We start from the raw sequence: 16,993 nt of genomic DNA, 5'->3' as shown, positions 1-16,993 counted from the left end.
GCTCCTACAAGTCATAGGGCGTTCGCCCTGACGTCATAAAAAACCCATCACCTGACGGAATTCGATGGGCTATCCACGTTCAATACACTCAGTAATGTTCCCGCCCGCATAAAAGCCGGACGACCGGACTGGCGCCGCTCCCACTCACCAGCAACACTCATCCCCACGATAATCAGAGGATTCCCACATGCTATGGAAAAAAGGCCGACGCAGCGACAACGTGGTCGATGCCCGTGGTGATGATGTCGGCGGTGGTGGCGGCGGGATGCGTTTTGGTGGCGGCAAGGGCCTGAGCCTGACCGCGATCATTCTGATTGTCGGGATCGGCTGGATCACCGGCCAGGACCCGTTGCAGATCCTCGGCCAGCTCACCGGGCAGATGACCGAGCAATCGGCACCGGCACCGACGCAAACCCGCAAGGCACCGCCAGCCAATGATGAAGGGGCGGAATTCGTCCGTTCGATCCTCGGTGACACCGAAGACACCTGGGGCCAGATTTTCCAGCAGGCCGGCCGACAGTATAAAGATCCTACGCTAGTGCTGTTCAGCAACCGGGTGAACTCGGCGTGCGGCCTGGCCACCTCGGCGACCGGGCCGTTCTATTGTCCCGCAGACCAGAAGGTCTACCTGGACATGAGTTTCTTCCAGGAAATGTCGCAACGCTTTGCCGCTGCGGGTGATTTCGCTCAGGCCTACGTGATCGCTCACGAAGTCGGACACCATGTTCAGACCTTGCTCGGCGTTTCCGCGAAAATCCAGGTCGCCCGTCAGCAAGGCCGGCAAATGGAAGGTGACGGTGGCTTGCTGGTGCGTCAGGAGCTGCAAGCGGACTGCCTCGCGGGTGTCTGGGCCAACAATGCACAGCAACGCCTGAACTGGCTGGAGCCGGGCGACATCGAAGAAGCCTTGAACGCCGCCAACGCCATCGGCGACGACCGCTTGCAGCAGCAAGGCCAGGGTCGCGTGGTGCCGGACTCGTTTACCCATGGCACGTCGGCGCAAAGGGTGCGCTGGTTCAAAACCGGATTTGCGCAAGGCCAGGTGGGCCAGTGCGATACCTTTGCGGCGAAAAATCTGTAAATGAAAAAGTGGTTGTTGATGTTGTTGTTTACTTGCACCTGTACCCAGGCTGCCGAGCATGGGGTCAAGGAGATCAGCCCCGGCCGACTCTTGTTGAAAGAAGGTGAGATGGCGGTGGGCATCGGCCCGGCGCCGGCGAAAATCGAGCGCGTGCTGATCATCATCCACGGTCGGTTGCGCAATGCTGAAACCTACCGCCAGAGTGCCGAGCGGGCGGCAGAGCAAGCCGGGCAAAGCGCCAATACGTTGGTGATCGCTCCGCAATTTCTCAATGAAACCGACGTGGCACTCCATCCAGTCGCCGACACCGTGTTGCGTTGGCAAGGCAATGACTGGATGGCCGGCGGTTTATCCACCGCTCCGTTTGCCCTGAGTTCCTACGCGGCGCTCGACCAGATCATCGCCCGGCTCGGCGATCGTCGACAGTTTCCGGACGTGAAGGATGTCGTCATCGCGGGCCACTCGGGCGGTGCTCAGGTGGTTCAGCGTTATGCGTTGTTGAGTCACGATCAACCGGAGCTCAAGGCGGCTGGCGTGCACATGCGCTACGTCATCGCCAATCCGTCTTCCTACGCGTATTTCGATGAGCGGCGGCCAGTGGCGTTCAGTCACGCCGGTTGCCCGGCGTTCAACCGCTGGAAGTACGGCTTGTCAGATTTGCCCGCTTACGCCGAAGGACAAACGCCCGCGCAACTGGAGGAAAACTACGTTCAGCGTGACATCGTTTATCTACTGGGGCAGCAGGACATTGATCCGAACCATCCGGCGCTGGATAAAAGTTGTGAGGCGAAAGCCCAGGGCGCTAATCGATTGATTCGCGGGCGCAATTATTTTGAGTTTTTGAAGCGTAGCCATCCGCAAGGATTGAATCAGCAATTGATCGAAGTGCCCGGGGTTGGGCATAACGGGGATGGGATGTTTACGTCGCCGGAGGGGCAGAAAGTGTTGTTCGGGCAGTGATGACGCCTTCGCGGGCAAGTCGGGTCGCCGCACCGCTCGCTCCTACGTGTAACTCTGTAGGAGCGAGGCTTGCCCGCGAAGGGTCCCTCAAGCCAACAACATTTCCCGCAACGCCACGCAATCCGCCGCATGCCAATCAGTCAGCTCAGGCCACGGGTTATCCGGCAGATTCACCAACACCGTCCGCGCCCCCGCCGCTCTTCCGCAATCCAGATCAAACCGGTAATCACCGACCATCACCATCTCGCTCGCCGGCACGTTCCAGGCCTCGGCCAATTTCAACAAACCACCGGGGTGCGGCTTGGGCGGCGCTTCATCACGCCCCAACACATCCTCCACCGCGAAGCAGTCCGCCAGGCCAATGGCTTCCAGCGTCACATGCGCCAACTCCCGAGCATTGCGCGTAAGAATGCCCAGGCGATAACCGCGCCCCGCCAACTCGCGCACCAGTTCCACAGCACCCGGCGCCGGTTTCGAACCCAGCGCCAGATCCCGTTCATGCTCCAGCAACCATGCATGTTTGGCCGCGGCTTCAGCAGCCGGCAGCGCGGCGAGGTGGGTCAGGATGTCGTCTTCGGCCGGGATCGCCAGCGCCACGCGAATCGCCGCGAAGTCATGCACGGCCACCGTCAGGGTGCCGTCCATGTCGAACACCCAGTGCCGCACCTCGGCCAGGCTCATGCCCAATCCTTGCGGTGACGGATCAGGCCTTCCTGAGTGACCGACGCCACCAGTTGCCCGGCGCGATTGAACACGCTGCCACGGCTGAACCCACGGGAATTGCCAGCCCACGGGCTGTCCATCGCGTACAGCAACCAGTCATCGGCACGCAGATCCGCATGGAACCACAGCGCGTGATCGAGGCTGGCGACCTGCATGTCTTTCTGCCAGACCGACTTGCCATGGGGCAACATCGAGGTGGTCAGCAGATTGAAGTCCGACGCGTAGGCCAGCAGGTATTTGTGCAGCGCCGGGGAGTCGGCCAACGCGCCGTCGGCGCGAAACCAGACGTACTTGACCGGATCGGATGGCTGCGGGTTGTAGGGATCTTTCTCGGTGACCGGGCGGAATTCGATCGGCTTCGGGCACAGCAGTTTTTCACGCATGTGCTCGGGGATCAGGTGCGCGCGCTGATGGGTCAGCTCCAGTTCCGAGGGCAGGTTTTCCGGCCCGACCACCGTCGGCATCTGGCCCTGATGCTCGAAGCCTTTTTCGTCATATTGGAACGACGCGCTGCACGTGAAGATCGGGTTGCCCTTCTGGATCGCCGTGACCCGACGCGTGCTGAAACTGCCGCCGTCGCGAACCCGATCAACCTGATACACCACGGGCAACGTGGAATCGCCCGGACGCAGGAAATAACCGTGCATCGAATGCACATGACGCGCGACTTCGACCGTCTGGCTGGCCGCCGACAGGGACTGACCGATCACTTGGCCGCCGAACAACTGACGAAAGCCCAGGTCCTGGCTGCGGCCACGGAACAGGTTTTCTTCGATCGGTTCCAGGGTCAGCAAATCGACCAGATCATCCAACACTTGGCTCATTCAGACTCTCCTCACACATCGCAATGCCGCGCAGTCTTGGCTGCGGCGGTCGATTCAGTTTCCGGCCAGGGCCATCATTGGCGCCATTGTAAACGTCCGGGCCGTCTTATCCATGCAAGGTTTGCAGCCATTGTTCACGGGTGATGCGGTACAGCACATGGTGACGCAGAGGATGATCGACCGCGAGTTTCGGGTGGTCGAAGTCACCGGCTGAATCATGGTGCATACCGATGGCCTGCATGACTTTCTGCGATGGCGTGTTGGTTTCCGTGGTGAAGGACACGACCTCTTGCAGCGCCACCCGGTCAAACCCGCAGCGCAGAGCGGTCCACGCCGCCTCACTGGCGTAACCCAAGCCCCAGTGTTCGCGGGCCAGGCGCCAGCCGATCTCGATGGCCGGCGTGAAAGGCGCGTCGAAACCGACCACGCCGAGCCCGGTAAAACCGATGAATGCACCGGTATCCTTGCGCTCCAGCGCCCAGAGACCAAAACCATGCTCGGCGAAATGCCCACGAATCCGCCCGATCAGCGAAGCACTTTCCAGTCGACTCAAGGGCGCCGGGAAATAACGCATCACCTGTGGATCGGCGCACATCGCCGCAAACGCCGGCAAATCCTCGTCACGCCACTGCCGCAACAGCAGTCGCGCGCTCTCGAGTTCCAGTATCGGCTCCATCGTGTCCCTCCGTTTCCATGCCGCAAGTCTACATCGCTGGTAGGATCGTTCACTCATTCCTACACGCCGTACTCATAAAAGCCCGTCATGCCGCTGCCATTGATTTACCACGAAGACTACAGCCCCGAGTTCCCGGCGGAACACCGCTTCCCCATGGACAAGTTTCGCCTGCTGCGCGATCACCTGGTGGACAGCGGGCTGACCCGGGACGCCGACCTGCTGCGCCCGGAACTCTGCCCGCCGGAAATTCTCGCCCTCGCACATGACGCTGCCTATATCGAACGCTACATGAGCGGCGAGTTGTCCCGCGAAGACCAGCGGCGTCTTGGCCTGCCGTGGAACGAAGCCCTGGCCCGGCGCACGGTGCGGGCGGTCGGCGGTTCGCTACTGGCGGCGGAACAGGCGCTGGAACATGGATTGGCCTGTCACTTGGCCGGCGGCACGCATCACGCGCATTACGACTACCCGGCGGGGTTCTGCATCTTTAACGACCTGGCGGTGATCAGCCATTACCTGCTGGAAAGCGGTCGTGTGAATCGGGTGCTGATCTTCGATTGCGACGTGCATCAGGGCGACGGGACTGCACGGATTCTGCACAACACTCCGGACGCGGTGACCGTTTCCCTGCACTGCGAGAAGAACTTTCCTGCACGCAAGGCCGAAAGTGACTGGGACATCCCGCTGCCCAAGGGCATGGGCGATGCCGAATACCTGAAGGTCGTCGACGACGCGCTGAATTATTTGCTGCCGCTCTATCAACCGGACCTGGTGCTGTATGACGCCGGTGTCGATGTGCATAAGGACGACGCGCTCGGTTACCTGAAGCTGACAGACGAAGGCGTGGCCGCTCGGGATGAAAGCGTGATGCGCCATTGCCTCGGGCGGGATATTCCGGTGGTCGGGGTGATCGGCGGCGGCTACAGCAAGGACCGCAAGGCGCTGGCGCGGCGTCACGGCATCCTGCATCACAGCGCGCAGCGGGTGTGGGCGTCATCAGGTTGTCATTGAGGTGTGCGCCTTTACCCACAATGCCTGTGGAACTGCCTGTGGATAACCTGAGCGAAAGGGCCTACAGGCCATGCTGCATATGGCATGCAGAGCGCTGGTTGTTTTTTGATCACTATTTTATGAACACCCCGGAACCAATGTGGGAGCGAGCCTGCTCGCGATGAGGCCCTCACATCCAACATCGATTTTGACTGACCCACCGCCATCGCGAGCAGGCTCGCTCCTACAGTTAACCGTGCTGGTAGAATGCCCGGCTTATTCCGCCGAACCGCAGCGCACACCATGACCCAATCTTCCGCCGCCCTCCCCCCTAAAGTCGCCATCATCGGCGGTGGCCCCGCCGGCCTGATGGCGGCGGAAGTGTTGAGCCAGGCCGGAATCAAGGTCGATCTGTACGACGGCATGCCTTCGGTAGGCAGGAAATTTCTCCTCGCTGGCGTGGGCGGCATGAACATCACCCATTCCGAAGCCTACCCGGCATTCCTCTCGCGCTACGCCGAGCGCGCACCGCAGATTGCACCGCTGCTGCGAGCCTTTGGTGCCGAAGCGCTGTGCCAGTGGATTCATGACCTGGGCATCGAAACCTTTGTCGGCAGCTCCGGCCGGGTGTTTCCGACCGACATGAAGGCCGCGCCGCTGTTGCGCGCCTGGCTGAAACGCCTGCGAGAGGCCGGCGTAGTTATCCACACCCGCCATCGTTGGCTCGGCTGGGATAACAACGGTGGATTGCGCGTTGAAAGTCCTGAGGGTGAAAAAAACCTGAAGCCCGAAGCAACGCTGCTCGCCCTCGGTGGCGGCAGTTGGTCGCGCCTGGGTTCGGACGGCGCGTGGATGCTGCCACTGGAGCAGCACGGCGTAGGACTGGCGCCGCTGCAGCCGAGTAATTGCGGCTTCGAGGTGCAGGCCTGGAGCGAATTGATGGTCAGCAAATTCGCCGGCGCGCCGCTGAAAAATATCGCTATCGGACTCAATGACGACATCCCTCGGCTCGGGGAATGTGTGATTACGGCCACCGGGATTGAAGGCAGTTTGATCTACGCCCTGTCGGCGCCCATCCGCGAAGCGATCAATCAGCATGGCTCGGCGACCATTCACCTCGACCTGTTGCCGGGCCGGCCTGTGGATAAAGTTCAGGCGGCACTGAGCAAACCGCGCGGGTCTCGTTCAATGTCCAAACATCTGCACAGTCAGCTCGGGATAGATGGCGTGAAAGCGGCACTGCTGCGCGAATTGACGCCGTCAGAATGCTTCGCCGATCCGGCGTTGTTGGCTAAAGCGATCAAGGCGTTGCCGCTGACATTGATGAAAACCCGTCCACTGGACGAAGCCATCAGCACTGCCGGTGGCGTGATGTTCGAGGCGATGGATGAACGTTTGATGCTCAAGCAGTTGCCTGGCGTGTTCTGCGCGGGGGAAATGCTGGATTGGGAAGCGCCGACCGGCGGCTATCTGCTGACCGCGTGTTTCGCCAGTGGGCGAGCGGCGGGGTTGGGGATGGTGGAGTGGCTCAAGCGCAAGGCTTGAGACCGAGGCGCGCCCTTCGCGGGCAAGCCTCGCTCCTACGGATTAGTGGTGCCTTGTAGGAGCGAGGCTTGCCCGCGAAGGCGGCCTAACAGCCGCCGCAATCAATCAAGGCTTACGCTTACGCGGCCCAGTGTTAAACACCGGCACCTTACGCACAGGCTTGATCGAAGGCTCCGGCGCCGAAGCATCCCCGCTCTCGACCCATTTACCCAGATTGCGTTTACCGCCGCTGGACGTCTTTGGCTTCTTCGGTTTTTTCGGTTTCTTCACCACCTGGCCGCTGGCATCGGTGTCCGGCACGCGGTGCTCAGGTTCGAAATCGTGTTCCATCTGCCGAGGCAACGTCTGACGCGTCAACGTCTCAATGGCCGACAGCAAATTCACTTCATCGGCGCAGACCAACGAAATGGCCTGCCCGGTGGCACCCGCACGGCCGGTACGACCGATGCGGTGGATGTAGTCCTCTGCCACGATCGGCAGGTCGAAATTGACCACCAATGGCAAATCTTCAATGTCCAGACCACGGGCCGCGACATCGGTGGCCACCAGGATCTGTACTTCGCTGGCCTTGAAACGGTCCAGCGCACGTTGACGCGTAGCCTGAGGTTTGTCGCCATGGATGCCGTCGGCGTTGATGCCCAGGCCCTGGAGTTTTTCCACCAGCGCGTCCACGCCATTACGGGTCTTGGCGAATACCAGCACCTGCTTCCACTTGCCCTTGCGCAGCAGGTGGATGAACAGCTCCGGCTTGCGCTTCTTGTCCACCGTCACTACCCACTGTTTAACGGTGTTGGCAGCAACGTTGCGCGGGCTGACTTCGATGCTCAGCGGATCATTGAGCATTTGCCCGGCCAGCAGGCGAATCGCATCGGAGAAGGTCGCGGAGAACAGCAGTGTCTGACGTTTCTTCGGCAGCACGCGGTAAATGTTCCCCAGCTCCTCGGAAAAGCCCAGGTCGAGCATGCGGTCGGCTTCGTCCAGCACCAGGGTTTGCAACTGGTTGAACTTCAGCGCGTTCTGGCGGAACAGATCGAGCAGACGGCCCGGCGTCGCCACCAACAGGTCGACGCCTTTGCGCAACTTCATCATTTGCGGGTTGATGCTGACGCCGCCATACACCGCATAAGTGCTCAGCGGCAGGTTCTCGGCGTACTGACGCACGGCTTCGTGAACCTGCTCGGCCAGTTCGCGGGTCGGCACCAGAATCAATGCGCGCACCGAGTTGGCGGTGACTTTCGGCCCTTCCATGGCCAGCAATTGCAGCAGCGGCAACGCGAAACCGGCGGTCTTGCCGGTGCCGGTCTGGGCGGCGGCCATCAGGTCGCGACCGGCCAGCACCGCCGGAATGGCTTGCGCCTGAACCGGCGTCGGGGTCTGGTAGCCGAGCGTCTCGAGAGAGCGCAGCAAGGGTTCGATCAGGCCAAGGGTGGCGAAAGTCATGGGATTACCGTAGGAAAATTCAGCGCGGTTGTGCGAAACAAGTGTGCAATGGCGCGCAGTTTACCCTAATTCACACTCGATTCTGTCTGCACCACCGCAGCAGGTCGTTCCGGCGCCCGGCGCCACTGCGGCAAACCGATCAACACCACGGCACTGATGATCACCAGCATGGCCAGGGCTTCTTCGATGCCGATGGTCTCGCCGACAAACACGATCCCCAGCAACACCGCCACCGCCGGGTTGACGTAGGCATAACTGGTGGCCGCTGCCGGCCGCACGTTTTTCAACAGGTACATGTAGGCGTTGAAGGCGATGATCGAACCGAAGAAGGTCAGGTAGGCCAGCGCCGCCCATCCTTCAATCGGTGGCATGGCTTCCATATGTTCACCACTCATCGCACTGCCGATCAGCAACGCCACGCCGCCCACCAGCATTTCCACGGCACTGGCCATCGCGCCCTGGGGCAACGGCAAGTGTTTGCTCCAGACTGAACCGAACGCCCAGGCCGCCGCCGCAAAGATCAGCAACATCGCACCCAGCGGGCTCGATTGCAGGTTGGAACCGAGGTTGAGCATGGCGATGCCGATCAGCCCGAGCACAATCCCCGCCCATTCAAGACGAGTATTACGCGCACCCCAGAAATAGCCGCAGAGCAAGGTAAACAACGGCACCGTCGCCACCGCCAATGCCGCGACGCCGGAAGCGACGCCCATGTGTTCCGCCACACTGACCCCGCCGTTACCGCACGCCAGCAGCAAAATCCCGATGATCCCCGCCGCTTTCCACTGCGCCCAGGTCGGTGCCGGCGCCCCGCGCCAGCGCAGGAAGGCGTACATCAACGTGCCAGCAATGACAAAGCGAATACCGGCGAGCAACAAGGGCGGCCAATACTCCACGCCGATACGGATCACCAGATAAGTCGAGCCCCAAATCACGTACAAGGCGAAAAAGGCAGCGATCAACGGTAGGGGAAAACGACGGAGGCCAGGCATGGGGGGCAGCTCGCAGGCAAGGACAAATGAACAGCTATTCTAGAAAGGCGAACAGCAGAAAATAAGTTACAAAACCTGTTTATAGCGCCGGTACACTTTTCAAATCACGGAGATCAGCGCTATATACCGTGTTTTCGAAAGCCAGCCATTTTTCAGGAATTCGCTCATGGACAAATACGACCGCATGCTCCTCAGCGCCCTACTGGAAAACGGTCGTGCGTCCTACGCCGACCTCGCACGCAAAGTGAACCTGTCCGCCCCGGCCGTGGCCGAGCGCGTGGCCAAACTTGAGGCCAGCGGGGTGATTACCGGTTATCAGGCGAAAGTCGACATGGCCAAGCTGGGCTTGCCGATCCAGTGCGTGATCGAACTGCGGCTGAACCAGCACGGTAATCAGAAAGCCTACGACGACCTGATCAAAATCCCACAGCTGACCGAATGTCACCGGGTGACGGGTGATCCGTGCGTGATCATGCAAGCGGCGGTGGGCTCGATGCCGGAGCTGGAAGAGCTGATCAACCGCATTGCCACGTTCGGGTTCAGCAAGACGTCGATTGTGTTGTCGAGCGCGATAGAGAAGCGCGTGCCGTTGGGGCAGTTGGAGGGGAACGGTAAGTAGTGATGCGGATGACGTTTTCGCGGGCAAGCCTCGCTCCTACAGGATTTCATCGTACCCGTAGGAGCGAGGCTTGCCCGCGAAGAGGCCCGTCCGAACACCGCTGAACTTAAAACCCGCGATGGCGCTTGAGGTGTTCGTTGATTTTGGCCGCCGGGACTTTCTGCAAGCTGACCAGCAGATCATGGGACAACTCGCGCAACCCGTGCTTCTGCCGCAACTCCTGCGCCAGATGCGCCGTCAGGTTGGCCGCCATCTCGGCGTCGGCCATCGCCCGGTGAGCCTTGCCGGTGTTGGGCAGGCTGGCGAAGGTGGTGAGGGTGCCGAGTTTGTGATTCGGCGCAGCCGGCATCAGCCGACGGGCCAGTAGCAGCGAACAAGCAAAGTTCTGCAACCGCGTACGCTTGATCCGCCCCAGTTCAAAGTCCCAGAACTTCTGGTCGAACGCGGCGTTGTGCGCCAGCAGCGGCGTGGTGCCGACAAATTCGTTGACCTCGTTCATCACCTGCTCGGCCGATGGCGCGGTGCGCAGCATGGCATTGCTGATGCCGGTGAGTTGTTCGATGAAGGCCGGGACGCGCACGCCGGCGTTCATCAGGCTTTGATAACGCTCGACGATGCGCCCCTGTTCAAGGATCACCACGGCAATTTCCGTGGCCCGGCAGCTGCTGCTCGGGGAGATCCCGGTGGTTTCAAAGTCGATGACTGCTATGCGTTCCAAACCTGTTTCAACTCCGTAAAAATCAATTCTTGAGCAGCAACGCGCCTTCGATCGGCACGTAGCGGCTGGCGGCGCGGATCAGCGAGTTGGCCGTCAGGCCCGGTACGCCGTAGGCCACCGCTTGCACGCCATGCTTGGCGATGATGCGCTCCAGCAACATGTCGAAATCACCGTCGCCGGAGGCCAGCACCACTTCGTCGACATGATCGGCGGCGTCCATGATGTCGAGGGTGATGCCCACGTCCCAGTCGCCCTTGGCCGAGCCGTCGCTGCGCTGGATGTAGGGTTTGAGCTTCACGGTGAAACCGAGGTTGCGCAGGATCTGCTGGAACTGCTGCTGTTTGCTGTCGCCGCGATCGATCGCGTAGGCATAGGCTTCGACGATATCGCCCTGCTTGCTGATGTCAGCCCACAGCGCGGCGTAGTTGAAGTGGCAACCATAGGCCTGACGCACGGTGTAGTAGAGGTTCTGGACATCGGCGAACACTGCAATTTTTTTCACCGTGCATCCTCTTTCGCGCAGGCGGGATCAGGCACCGGGCCCGAAAAGTTGCCCAGTATGCCAGCCTGGAGGATTGTTCCGCGAATAATCGGCCCGGAGCGCCGCAGCGCTCCGGACGAATGGCGTGTCAGACGAAGGAATCGTCGTCGCCGCCGAAGAACGATGAACTGTCATCGTTGTAGTCGGTGTCGGCATAGTCTTGGGAGTTGTCAGCCACGCGCTGGTCATCGCCCCAGCCGTTGTCACCGCTGTGATCGTTGACCTGAGCCGGCTCTTCCTTGATCACTTCCACCACTTCCGGCTGCTGGTTGTGATGGAACAGGCTGCTGATGCCTTGTGCCAGCATCACGCCACCCGCCACACCCGCTGCAGTTTTCAGTGCGCCGCCGAGGAAACCGCTGCCAACCGCCGGCGCCTGCTGTTGCGGCGCGTAGTTCTGCTGCGGTGGCGGCGCAGCGAAATTCTGCTGTGGCGGCTGCGCGTTGAACGAAGGCCGTCCCGGCTCGCGCCAGCCACCGCTGGAGGGCGGTGCACTTGGCGCAGCCGTTTCACGGGAACTGCCACCGAAAATGCTCGACAGGAACCCACCGCTGCTCGGCGCCGGAGCAGGTGCCTGGGACTTGGCCGATTGCAGTTCGGCCTGCAATTGCTGGATTTGCTCGGTGAGTTGCTTGTTCTGTGCGTCGAGGCTCTTGATCGCTGCCTCTTGCACCAGAATCGCCTGGGTCATGAAGTAGCCCGCCGCGGGTTGGCGAGCCAGATGTTCCTTGATCCGCGCCTCGGCCAGGGCATCGCGCGGGGCTGCGTCCGTTTCGGCCTGTTGCAGCCGGGAAAACAGTCCATCGATCAGGGTTTGTTCTTCAGTGTTCATGGCGACCTCGTAGATTGCCGGGGAAAATCGTTGACCTTCTCGAAGGAGGATACGGCGCTCGACCTTAATGGAGGCTGAAACAAGTTGTTTCAATGACCTTTACCGAACGTTTACGTTTGCGCCCCGACGCGCTGCATCGGTTAAAGTGGGCCACTGCTTTCAACCTGCGATACCGACTGATGAATCCGTTCGATGTACTGCGTGACTCGTTGTATTTCTTTAAGCGCAATCTGAGCCAGATCGTGCGGCTGTGCCTGCCGCTGGTGATTTTCGAAGCGCTGCTGCAACAAGTGGTCGACCACAACACCGTGCCGGACAGCTTTCCCGGCGTCAGCGTGATCGTCGGCCTGCTGGTGTACCCGCTGTACACCGCCGCGCTGATCCTGTTTCTCGACGCGCGCAGCCGTGGCGAATCGCCGCGCAACCGTGACCTGCTGGCGAGGTCCGCGTACCTGTGGCCGCGCTTCGCCCTGCTCACGGCGCTCAATACATTGATGATCCTGCTCGGCCTGTCGTTGTACTTCCTGCCGGGCATCTGGCTGATGGTGACGTTGGCGTTCAGCGAATACCTGCTGGTGCTGCGCGGTCTGGCGCCGCTGGCGGCAATGAAGGAAAGCCTGCGCCTGACCCGCGGTCATTTCCTGCGCATTCTGGTGTGCATCCTGTGTGTGATGGGCCCGTTGTGGGTGCTCAAGGGTGTGACGCTCAATGTGTATCCGGAACCGCAGAACCCGGTGATTTCCCTGCTGATCGACAGCGCCCACAGCTTCCTGCAACTGTTCACCAGCGTGGTGTTGTTCCGTTTGTTCATGCTGATCAGCGACGTTCCCGAGAAAATCGACCGGCCGCTCTGATCGTGGGCTTCGGCCCGGCTCTCGGTTATGCTCGGATCCATCTTTTGTAACGCTATAAGCCGAGCCATGACCCGACTACTGCGCTACACCCTGCTGGGCCTGTTGATAGCAATCGGCCTGATTGCCCTGCTGATCTACAGCCTGACCTGGCGCCCCGAAGCCAAGGAAGTTTTGCCCGTCAGTTGCAACGCTCAAGCACCGACACTGGTGCCCGGCCAGGCGTTGAAAGTGATGACCTGGAACGTTCAGTACCTGGCGGGTAAGCGCTATGTGTTCTGGAATGACCTGGCCGCCGGCGACGACGAAAAACCGACGCCTGAAGACATGGCCTTCAGCCTCGATGAGGTGGCGCGGGTGATTCGCGACGAACAACCGGACCTCGTGTTGCTGCAAGAGCTCGATGACGGCGCCAAGGCCAGCGATTACCAGAACCAGTTCAAACTGCTTCAGGAACGCCTCGCCGATCTCTATCCGTGCAGCGCCCATGCCTTCGACTGGAAAGCCGACTTCGTGCCGCAACCGCACATCTTCGGCAGTGTCGGCCGGCAACTGGCAACCCTCAGCCGCTACCGGATCGAAAACGCCGAACGCCTGCAACTGCCGGTGGCGCCGACCGACTTCATCAGCCGTCAGTTCCAGCCGAAAAATGCCTTGCTGGTCACTTACCTGCCGTTGAGTGACGGCGGGCAGTTGGCCGTCCTCAACACCCATCTGGACCGCGCCACCCAACCTGACGAAACGCTACAGACCCAGGTGACGGCGGTGGCCAAAGTCCTCGACAAATACGAAAGCCATAGCACCCCGTGGCTGATCGGTGGCGACTTCAACCTGTTGCCGCTGGGGCAATATCGACGCCTGCCCACCGAACAACGCACGCCCTACTCCGCCGACAGCGCCCTGCACCTGTTGTGGGACAAGTACCCGATGATCCCGACCAACAACGAAGCCAGCGGCATCGATCGGGCGCGCTGGCTGACGCACTACCCGAATGATCCAGGCCTGAACGGCCCGGACCGGACCGTCGATTACCTGTTTTACAGCCCTCGGATCAAACGGGTCGAGGCGACGGTGCGACAGGACGATACGTTGCGGATTTCCGATCATTTGCCGGTGATTGCGCGGTTCCTCCTGCCGGCTGCGCCGTAACCCCTGCCAAACACAAAACCCTGTAGGAGCCGGCTTGCTGGCGATAGCGGTGTGTCAGGCAACATCATCGTTGAAGGTACCGACGCCATCGCCAGCAAGCCGGCTCCTACAAGGGGTCGCGTTGTTCAATGGACTTCCTCCAGGTCGTCATGCAGCAGCCCGAAAATATCGCGTTTCATCTCGATGAATGAGCGCTCCATGACCATGTCCAGGGTCCGTGGGCGTTCAATCGGCACGTCCAGAATCTGCTTGATCCGCCCTGGCCGCGCGCCCATCACGTAGACCCGATCACCCAGCAGAATCGCCTCGTCGATGTCGTGGGTCACGAACAGCACGGTCTTCTTGCTGTTACCCCAAACGCGCAATAACAACTGCTGCATTTGCAGGCGCGTCTGGCTGTCGAGGGCGCCGAAGGGTTCGTCCATCAGCAGGATTTGCGGGTCATTGGCCAAAGCGCGGGCAATCGCCACCCGCTGCATCATGCCGCCCGACAACTGTTTGGCGTAGTTGTCGGCGAACCCGCTGAGGCCGACTTCATTGACGTAGTAATCGACGATGTCCTTGCGCTGCGCCGCCGCCATACCGCGACGCTTGAGACCGAATTCGACGTTCTGTCGCACGGTCAGCCACGGAAACAGCGTGTAGCTCTGGAACACCATGCCGCGGTCCGCGCCCGGCCCTTGAACTTGCTGACCGCCGACGTAGATCTCGCCTTCCGTGGGCTCGTTCAAACCGGCGGTGAGGTACAGCAAACTCGACTTGCCACAGCCCGACGGCCCGACCAGCACGGCGAATTGCTGATCCGGAACTTCGAACGAAACCTGATCCAGCGCGGTGAACACGCCGCCGTCGGGCTTCTGGTAACGCAGGCTGACTTTGTCCACTTGCAAACGAGGCGCGGCGTAGGCCGGGGCAGCCATCGGTGTGACGATACGCGGGTTGACGGCGGTTACTGAGCCCATGCGGCAATCCTCAGACGAAGGAAACGGAACAGTTGATCGGTGACCAGGCCCAACAGGCCGATGATCGCGATGGCGAGGAAAATCACATCCACCTGAAAGCCGCGCATGGCCTTAAGACTCAGGTAACCCAGGCCACTGGAAGCGGCGACCAGTTCGGCGACCACCAGGTACGTCCAGGCCCAGCCCATGGTCACGCGCAAGGTGTCGAGTACACCCGGCAACGAGGCCGGCGCGATCACATGCAACACCGCATCGCGGCGGTTAGAGCCGAGTGTGTAGGAGGCGTTGATCAGGTCTTTGGAGATGCCTTTGGACACGTCCGCGATCATCACCAGTTGCTGGAAAAACACGCCGAAGATGATTACTGAAACCCGCTGCTCCAGACCGATACCGATCCACAGAATGAACAGCGGCACGAACGAGGTCACCGGCAGGTAACGGATGAAATTGACCATCGGTTCGAGGAACGCCTGAACGATGCGGAAGCTGCCCATCAGCAACCCCAGCGGCACCGCCACCAGCGACGAAACGACGAAACCGACCACCACCACTTCAAGACTGGCCCACACGTGCAAACCGAGCGTGCCGTCGCGGCTCAGGCGCACGGCGGCTTCGACCACCGCGCCCGGTGTCGGCAAGAACATGCCCGGCACCACGCCGCCGTAAGACAACCCGGCCCACAGGCCAACCAACAACACCCAGGCCAGGCCGCTCGCGCTCCAGATCACCGAAACCGGCAAGCCGGTCTTGGGCGTGATGCAACGGCTCAGCCATGAATTGCGCTTGAACATGCGAACCTCCTACAGCGGGCTGACGAAACGGTTGTCGATCAGGTCGTCATTGCTGACGCTGTAGGGTTTGCCCTGCAATTCACTGGCGGTTTCGTTGGCCAGTTTGATCAACGGTTCGCTGTCGCCCGGATTGCCCGGCGAGCCCAGGAGTTTTTCGCTCATGGCCTGATCGTAGAAGCGCACGCCTTGCGCCGCAGCGGCCAGTTCCTTCGGATCGGCGAGGTAACCGCCAACACCCTTGGCCATGATTTTGTAGGCTTCCTGCGGATGGTCCTTGGTGTACTGCACCGCTTTGTACAGACCGGCGACCAACGCCTTGACGTCCTCCGGCTGCTTCTCGATGACCGTGCAGTTGAGCGCGACCACATCGACGATCACGCCTGGTGTGCTGCTGCTGTCGATCAAGACTTTGCCTTGCTTCTTGTCACGCACCATCGACAGGTGCGGTTCCCAGGTCACGGCGGCAGGCACACGACCGGCGATGAACGCGGTGGCGGCGTCGTCGGCCGTCATGTTCTGCACGGTGATGTCGCTCATGCTCATGCCGTGTTTTTTCAGCAAGTACGACAGCCAGAATTGCGAAGTCGAGCCTTCGTTCACCGCCACGGCTTTGCCTTTCAGCTCCTGCAGGCTCTTGATGTCCTTGCCCACCAGAACACCGTCGCCACCATGGCTGTCATCGAGTGCGGCTACGGCCTTGAAGCAGAATTGCGGACGGTATTTCAGTACTTCGTCGATGGTCGACGCCGAGCCGGACAATTCGCCCGACGCCTGCGCGGCCATGTACATCGAAGCCTCTTCGACGACAGGCAACTCGACGGTCAAACCGCCTTCCTTGAAGTAGCCCAGGTCCTGGGCGAGGTAGAGCGTGCCGTAACCGACCCATGTGGTATGGCCGATGGACAAGGTGCCGGCCTGGGCGCTGGTGGCGACCGTGGCGGCGATAGCGGTGATCGCCAGTGGATGAGCGACGCGGGTTAGCAAGGACTTGATCATGGAGCACTCCCAAAGCTGTTGATTTAGTTTTGTCATGGGCAGTACGGCCAGCAGCCTTTGGAGAAGAGCTGCCACGGGTGGTCTCTGATGGACCTTTGGGTGGGCAGTGTTCGGCTGACTGGCGAGGTCGATGTTGGACCAAGGTGGGGAGAAGGAAAATTAGGAAATATGTCGGTGGGAGTGATGAAAAAACTGGGTAGCGTGCGCGGTAAAAGGGCGGGGTTGGCGGGGGTGCACGGGCTTTGTGCAAAAGGTGAGAGGTGGGGTGAATCGGCAAAAGCTTTCGCGGGCAAGCCTCGCTCCTAC

Annotated in this window: 19 protein-coding genes; 8 read left to right on the top strand and 11 right to left on the bottom strand. The window is 60.8% G+C overall.

The window, feature by feature from the left end; genetic code table 11:
- Positions 1-187: 187 nt before the first annotated feature.
- Both KGB27_RS27485 and KGB27_RS27480 read left to right on the top strand, forming a co-directional pair.
- Positions 188-1,081 (top strand): neutral zinc metallopeptidase, encoded by an 894-nt coding sequence (locus tag KGB27_RS27485; RefSeq protein WP_223557069.1) that lies wholly within the window; start codon positions 188-190, stop codon positions 1,079-1,081.
- Complete coding sequence (locus KGB27_RS27480) at positions 1,082-2,041, top strand: alpha/beta hydrolase (protein ID WP_223557068.1); 960 nt, start codon at positions 1,082-1,084, stop codon at positions 2,039-2,041.
- A gap of 87 nt (positions 2,042-2,128) precedes the next feature.
- Here KGB27_RS27480 and KGB27_RS27475 read toward each other — a convergent pair whose 3' ends face one another.
- The 3 genes from KGB27_RS27475 to KGB27_RS27465 all read right to left on the bottom strand — a co-directional run bounded on the left by KGB27_RS27475 (position 2,129) and on the right by KGB27_RS27465 (position 4,264).
- Positions 2,129-2,722 (bottom strand): HAD family hydrolase, encoded by a 594-nt coding sequence (locus KGB27_RS27475; protein ID WP_008041913.1) that lies wholly within the window; start codon positions 2,720-2,722, stop codon positions 2,129-2,131.
- Positions 2,719-3,588 (bottom strand): acyl-CoA thioesterase II, encoded by an 870-nt coding sequence (tesB, locus tag KGB27_RS27470; protein ID WP_008031730.1) that lies wholly within the window; start codon positions 3,586-3,588, stop codon positions 2,719-2,721. Before tesB ends, KGB27_RS27475 begins: the two co-directional genes overlap by 4 nt.
- Positions 3,589-3,694: 106 nt before the next feature.
- Positions 3,695-4,264 (bottom strand): GNAT family N-acetyltransferase, encoded by a 570-nt coding sequence (locus KGB27_RS27465; RefSeq protein ID WP_008041912.1) that lies wholly within the window; start codon positions 4,262-4,264, stop codon positions 3,695-3,697.
- Positions 4,265-4,351: 87 nt separating this feature from the next.
- Here KGB27_RS27465 and KGB27_RS27460 point away from each other — a divergent pair, with 87 nt between their 5' ends.
- The gene (locus tag KGB27_RS27460) at positions 4,352-5,272 is read left to right on the top strand and encodes a histone deacetylase (RefSeq protein WP_223434730.1); all 921 of its coding nucleotides are present in this window, start codon (positions 4,352-4,354) and stop codon (positions 5,270-5,272) included.
- Positions 5,273-5,554: 282 nt separating this feature from the next.
- Positions 5,555-6,796: a TIGR03862 family flavoprotein gene (locus KGB27_RS27455; protein WP_223557067.1), complete on the top strand. Its 1,242-nt coding sequence runs from the start codon at positions 5,555-5,557 to the stop codon at positions 6,794-6,796.
- Positions 6,797-6,901: 105 nt separating this feature from the next.
- Here KGB27_RS27455 and KGB27_RS27450 read toward each other — a convergent pair whose 3' ends face one another.
- Positions 6,902-8,236 (bottom strand): DEAD/DEAH box helicase, encoded by a 1,335-nt coding sequence (locus KGB27_RS27450; protein WP_008031738.1) that lies wholly within the window; start codon positions 8,234-8,236, stop codon positions 6,902-6,904.
- Positions 8,237-8,301: 65 nt separating this feature from the next.
- Complete coding sequence (gene yedA, locus KGB27_RS27445) at positions 8,302-9,228, bottom strand: drug/metabolite exporter YedA (protein ID WP_223557066.1); 927 nt, start codon at positions 9,226-9,228, stop codon at positions 8,302-8,304.
- Positions 9,229-9,394: 166 nt separating this feature from the next.
- Between yedA and KGB27_RS27440 the strand changes: the two genes are divergently transcribed.
- A complete protein-coding gene (locus KGB27_RS27440; RefSeq protein ID WP_008041273.1) occupies positions 9,395-9,847 on the top strand; it encodes an Lrp/AsnC family transcriptional regulator in 453 nt (150 codons plus the stop codon).
- Between the two features lie 106 nt (positions 9,848-9,953).
- On the opposite strand, the gene KGB27_RS27435 is transcribed toward KGB27_RS27440, so the two are convergent.
- The 3 genes from KGB27_RS27435 to KGB27_RS27425 form a co-directional block, all read right to left on the bottom strand.
- Positions 9,954-10,565: a PolC-type DNA polymerase III gene (locus KGB27_RS27435; protein ID WP_008031746.1), complete on the bottom strand. Its 612-nt coding sequence runs from the start codon at positions 10,563-10,565 to the stop codon at positions 9,954-9,956.
- Between the two features lie 22 nt (positions 10,566-10,587).
- Entirely contained in the window at positions 10,588-11,067 is a 480-nt protein-coding gene (locus KGB27_RS27430) for an NYN domain-containing protein (protein WP_008031749.1), read from the bottom strand.
- 127 nt (positions 11,068-11,194) lie between these two features.
- On the bottom strand, positions 11,195-11,938 hold the full coding sequence (locus tag KGB27_RS27425; protein WP_223557064.1) for a DUF2076 domain-containing protein: 744 nt from the start codon (positions 11,936-11,938) through the stop codon (positions 11,195-11,197).
- A gap of 179 nt (positions 11,939-12,117) precedes the next feature.
- On the opposite strand from KGB27_RS27425, the gene KGB27_RS27420 reads away from it, so the two are divergent.
- Both KGB27_RS27420 and KGB27_RS27415 read left to right on the top strand, forming a co-directional pair.
- Positions 12,118-12,792: a YciC family protein gene (locus KGB27_RS27420; RefSeq protein ID WP_032828940.1), complete on the top strand. Its 675-nt coding sequence runs from the start codon at positions 12,118-12,120 to the stop codon at positions 12,790-12,792.
- A 66-nt stretch (positions 12,793-12,858) separates the two neighbouring features.
- On the top strand, positions 12,859-13,938 hold the full coding sequence (locus KGB27_RS27415) for an endonuclease/exonuclease/phosphatase family protein (RefSeq protein ID WP_223557062.1): 1,080 nt from the start codon (positions 12,859-12,861) through the stop codon (positions 13,936-13,938).
- A 125-nt stretch (positions 13,939-14,063) separates the two neighbouring features.
- On the opposite strand, the gene KGB27_RS27410 is transcribed toward KGB27_RS27415, so the two are convergent.
- From KGB27_RS27410 to KGB27_RS27400, 3 genes are read right to left on the bottom strand one after another with little or no spacing between them, the layout of a single operon-like run.
- Positions 14,064-14,900, bottom strand: a complete 837-nt coding sequence (locus tag KGB27_RS27410) for an ABC transporter ATP-binding protein (RefSeq protein WP_008031755.1) — start codon at positions 14,898-14,900, stop codon at positions 14,064-14,066.
- Positions 14,888-15,691: an ABC transporter permease gene (locus KGB27_RS27405; protein ID WP_008031757.1), complete on the bottom strand. Its 804-nt coding sequence runs from the start codon at positions 15,689-15,691 to the stop codon at positions 14,888-14,890. The genes KGB27_RS27410 and KGB27_RS27405 overlap by 13 nt, the downstream gene beginning before the upstream one ends.
- A 9-nt stretch (positions 15,692-15,700) precedes the next feature.
- Positions 15,701-16,687, bottom strand: a complete 987-nt coding sequence (locus KGB27_RS27400; protein WP_223557060.1) for an ABC transporter substrate-binding protein — start codon at positions 16,685-16,687, stop codon at positions 15,701-15,703.
- 87 nt (positions 16,688-16,774) lie between these two features.
- On the opposite strand from KGB27_RS27400, the gene KGB27_RS27395 reads away from it, so the two are divergent.
- Positions 16,775-16,993 (top strand): hypothetical protein (locus tag KGB27_RS27395; protein ID WP_223557058.1); only part of this gene is annotated, 219 nt, incomplete at its 3' end.

Origin of the sequence: Pseudomonas sp. BF-R-01 (assembly GCF_019946615.1) — a bacterium.
In the GTDB taxonomy this organism is placed as follows: domain Bacteria; phylum Pseudomonadota; class Gammaproteobacteria; order Pseudomonadales; family Pseudomonadaceae; genus Aquipseudomonas; species Aquipseudomonas migulae.
Note: the sequence above shows the minus strand (reverse complement) of the source record. Positions and strands in the feature narration are given on the sequence as shown.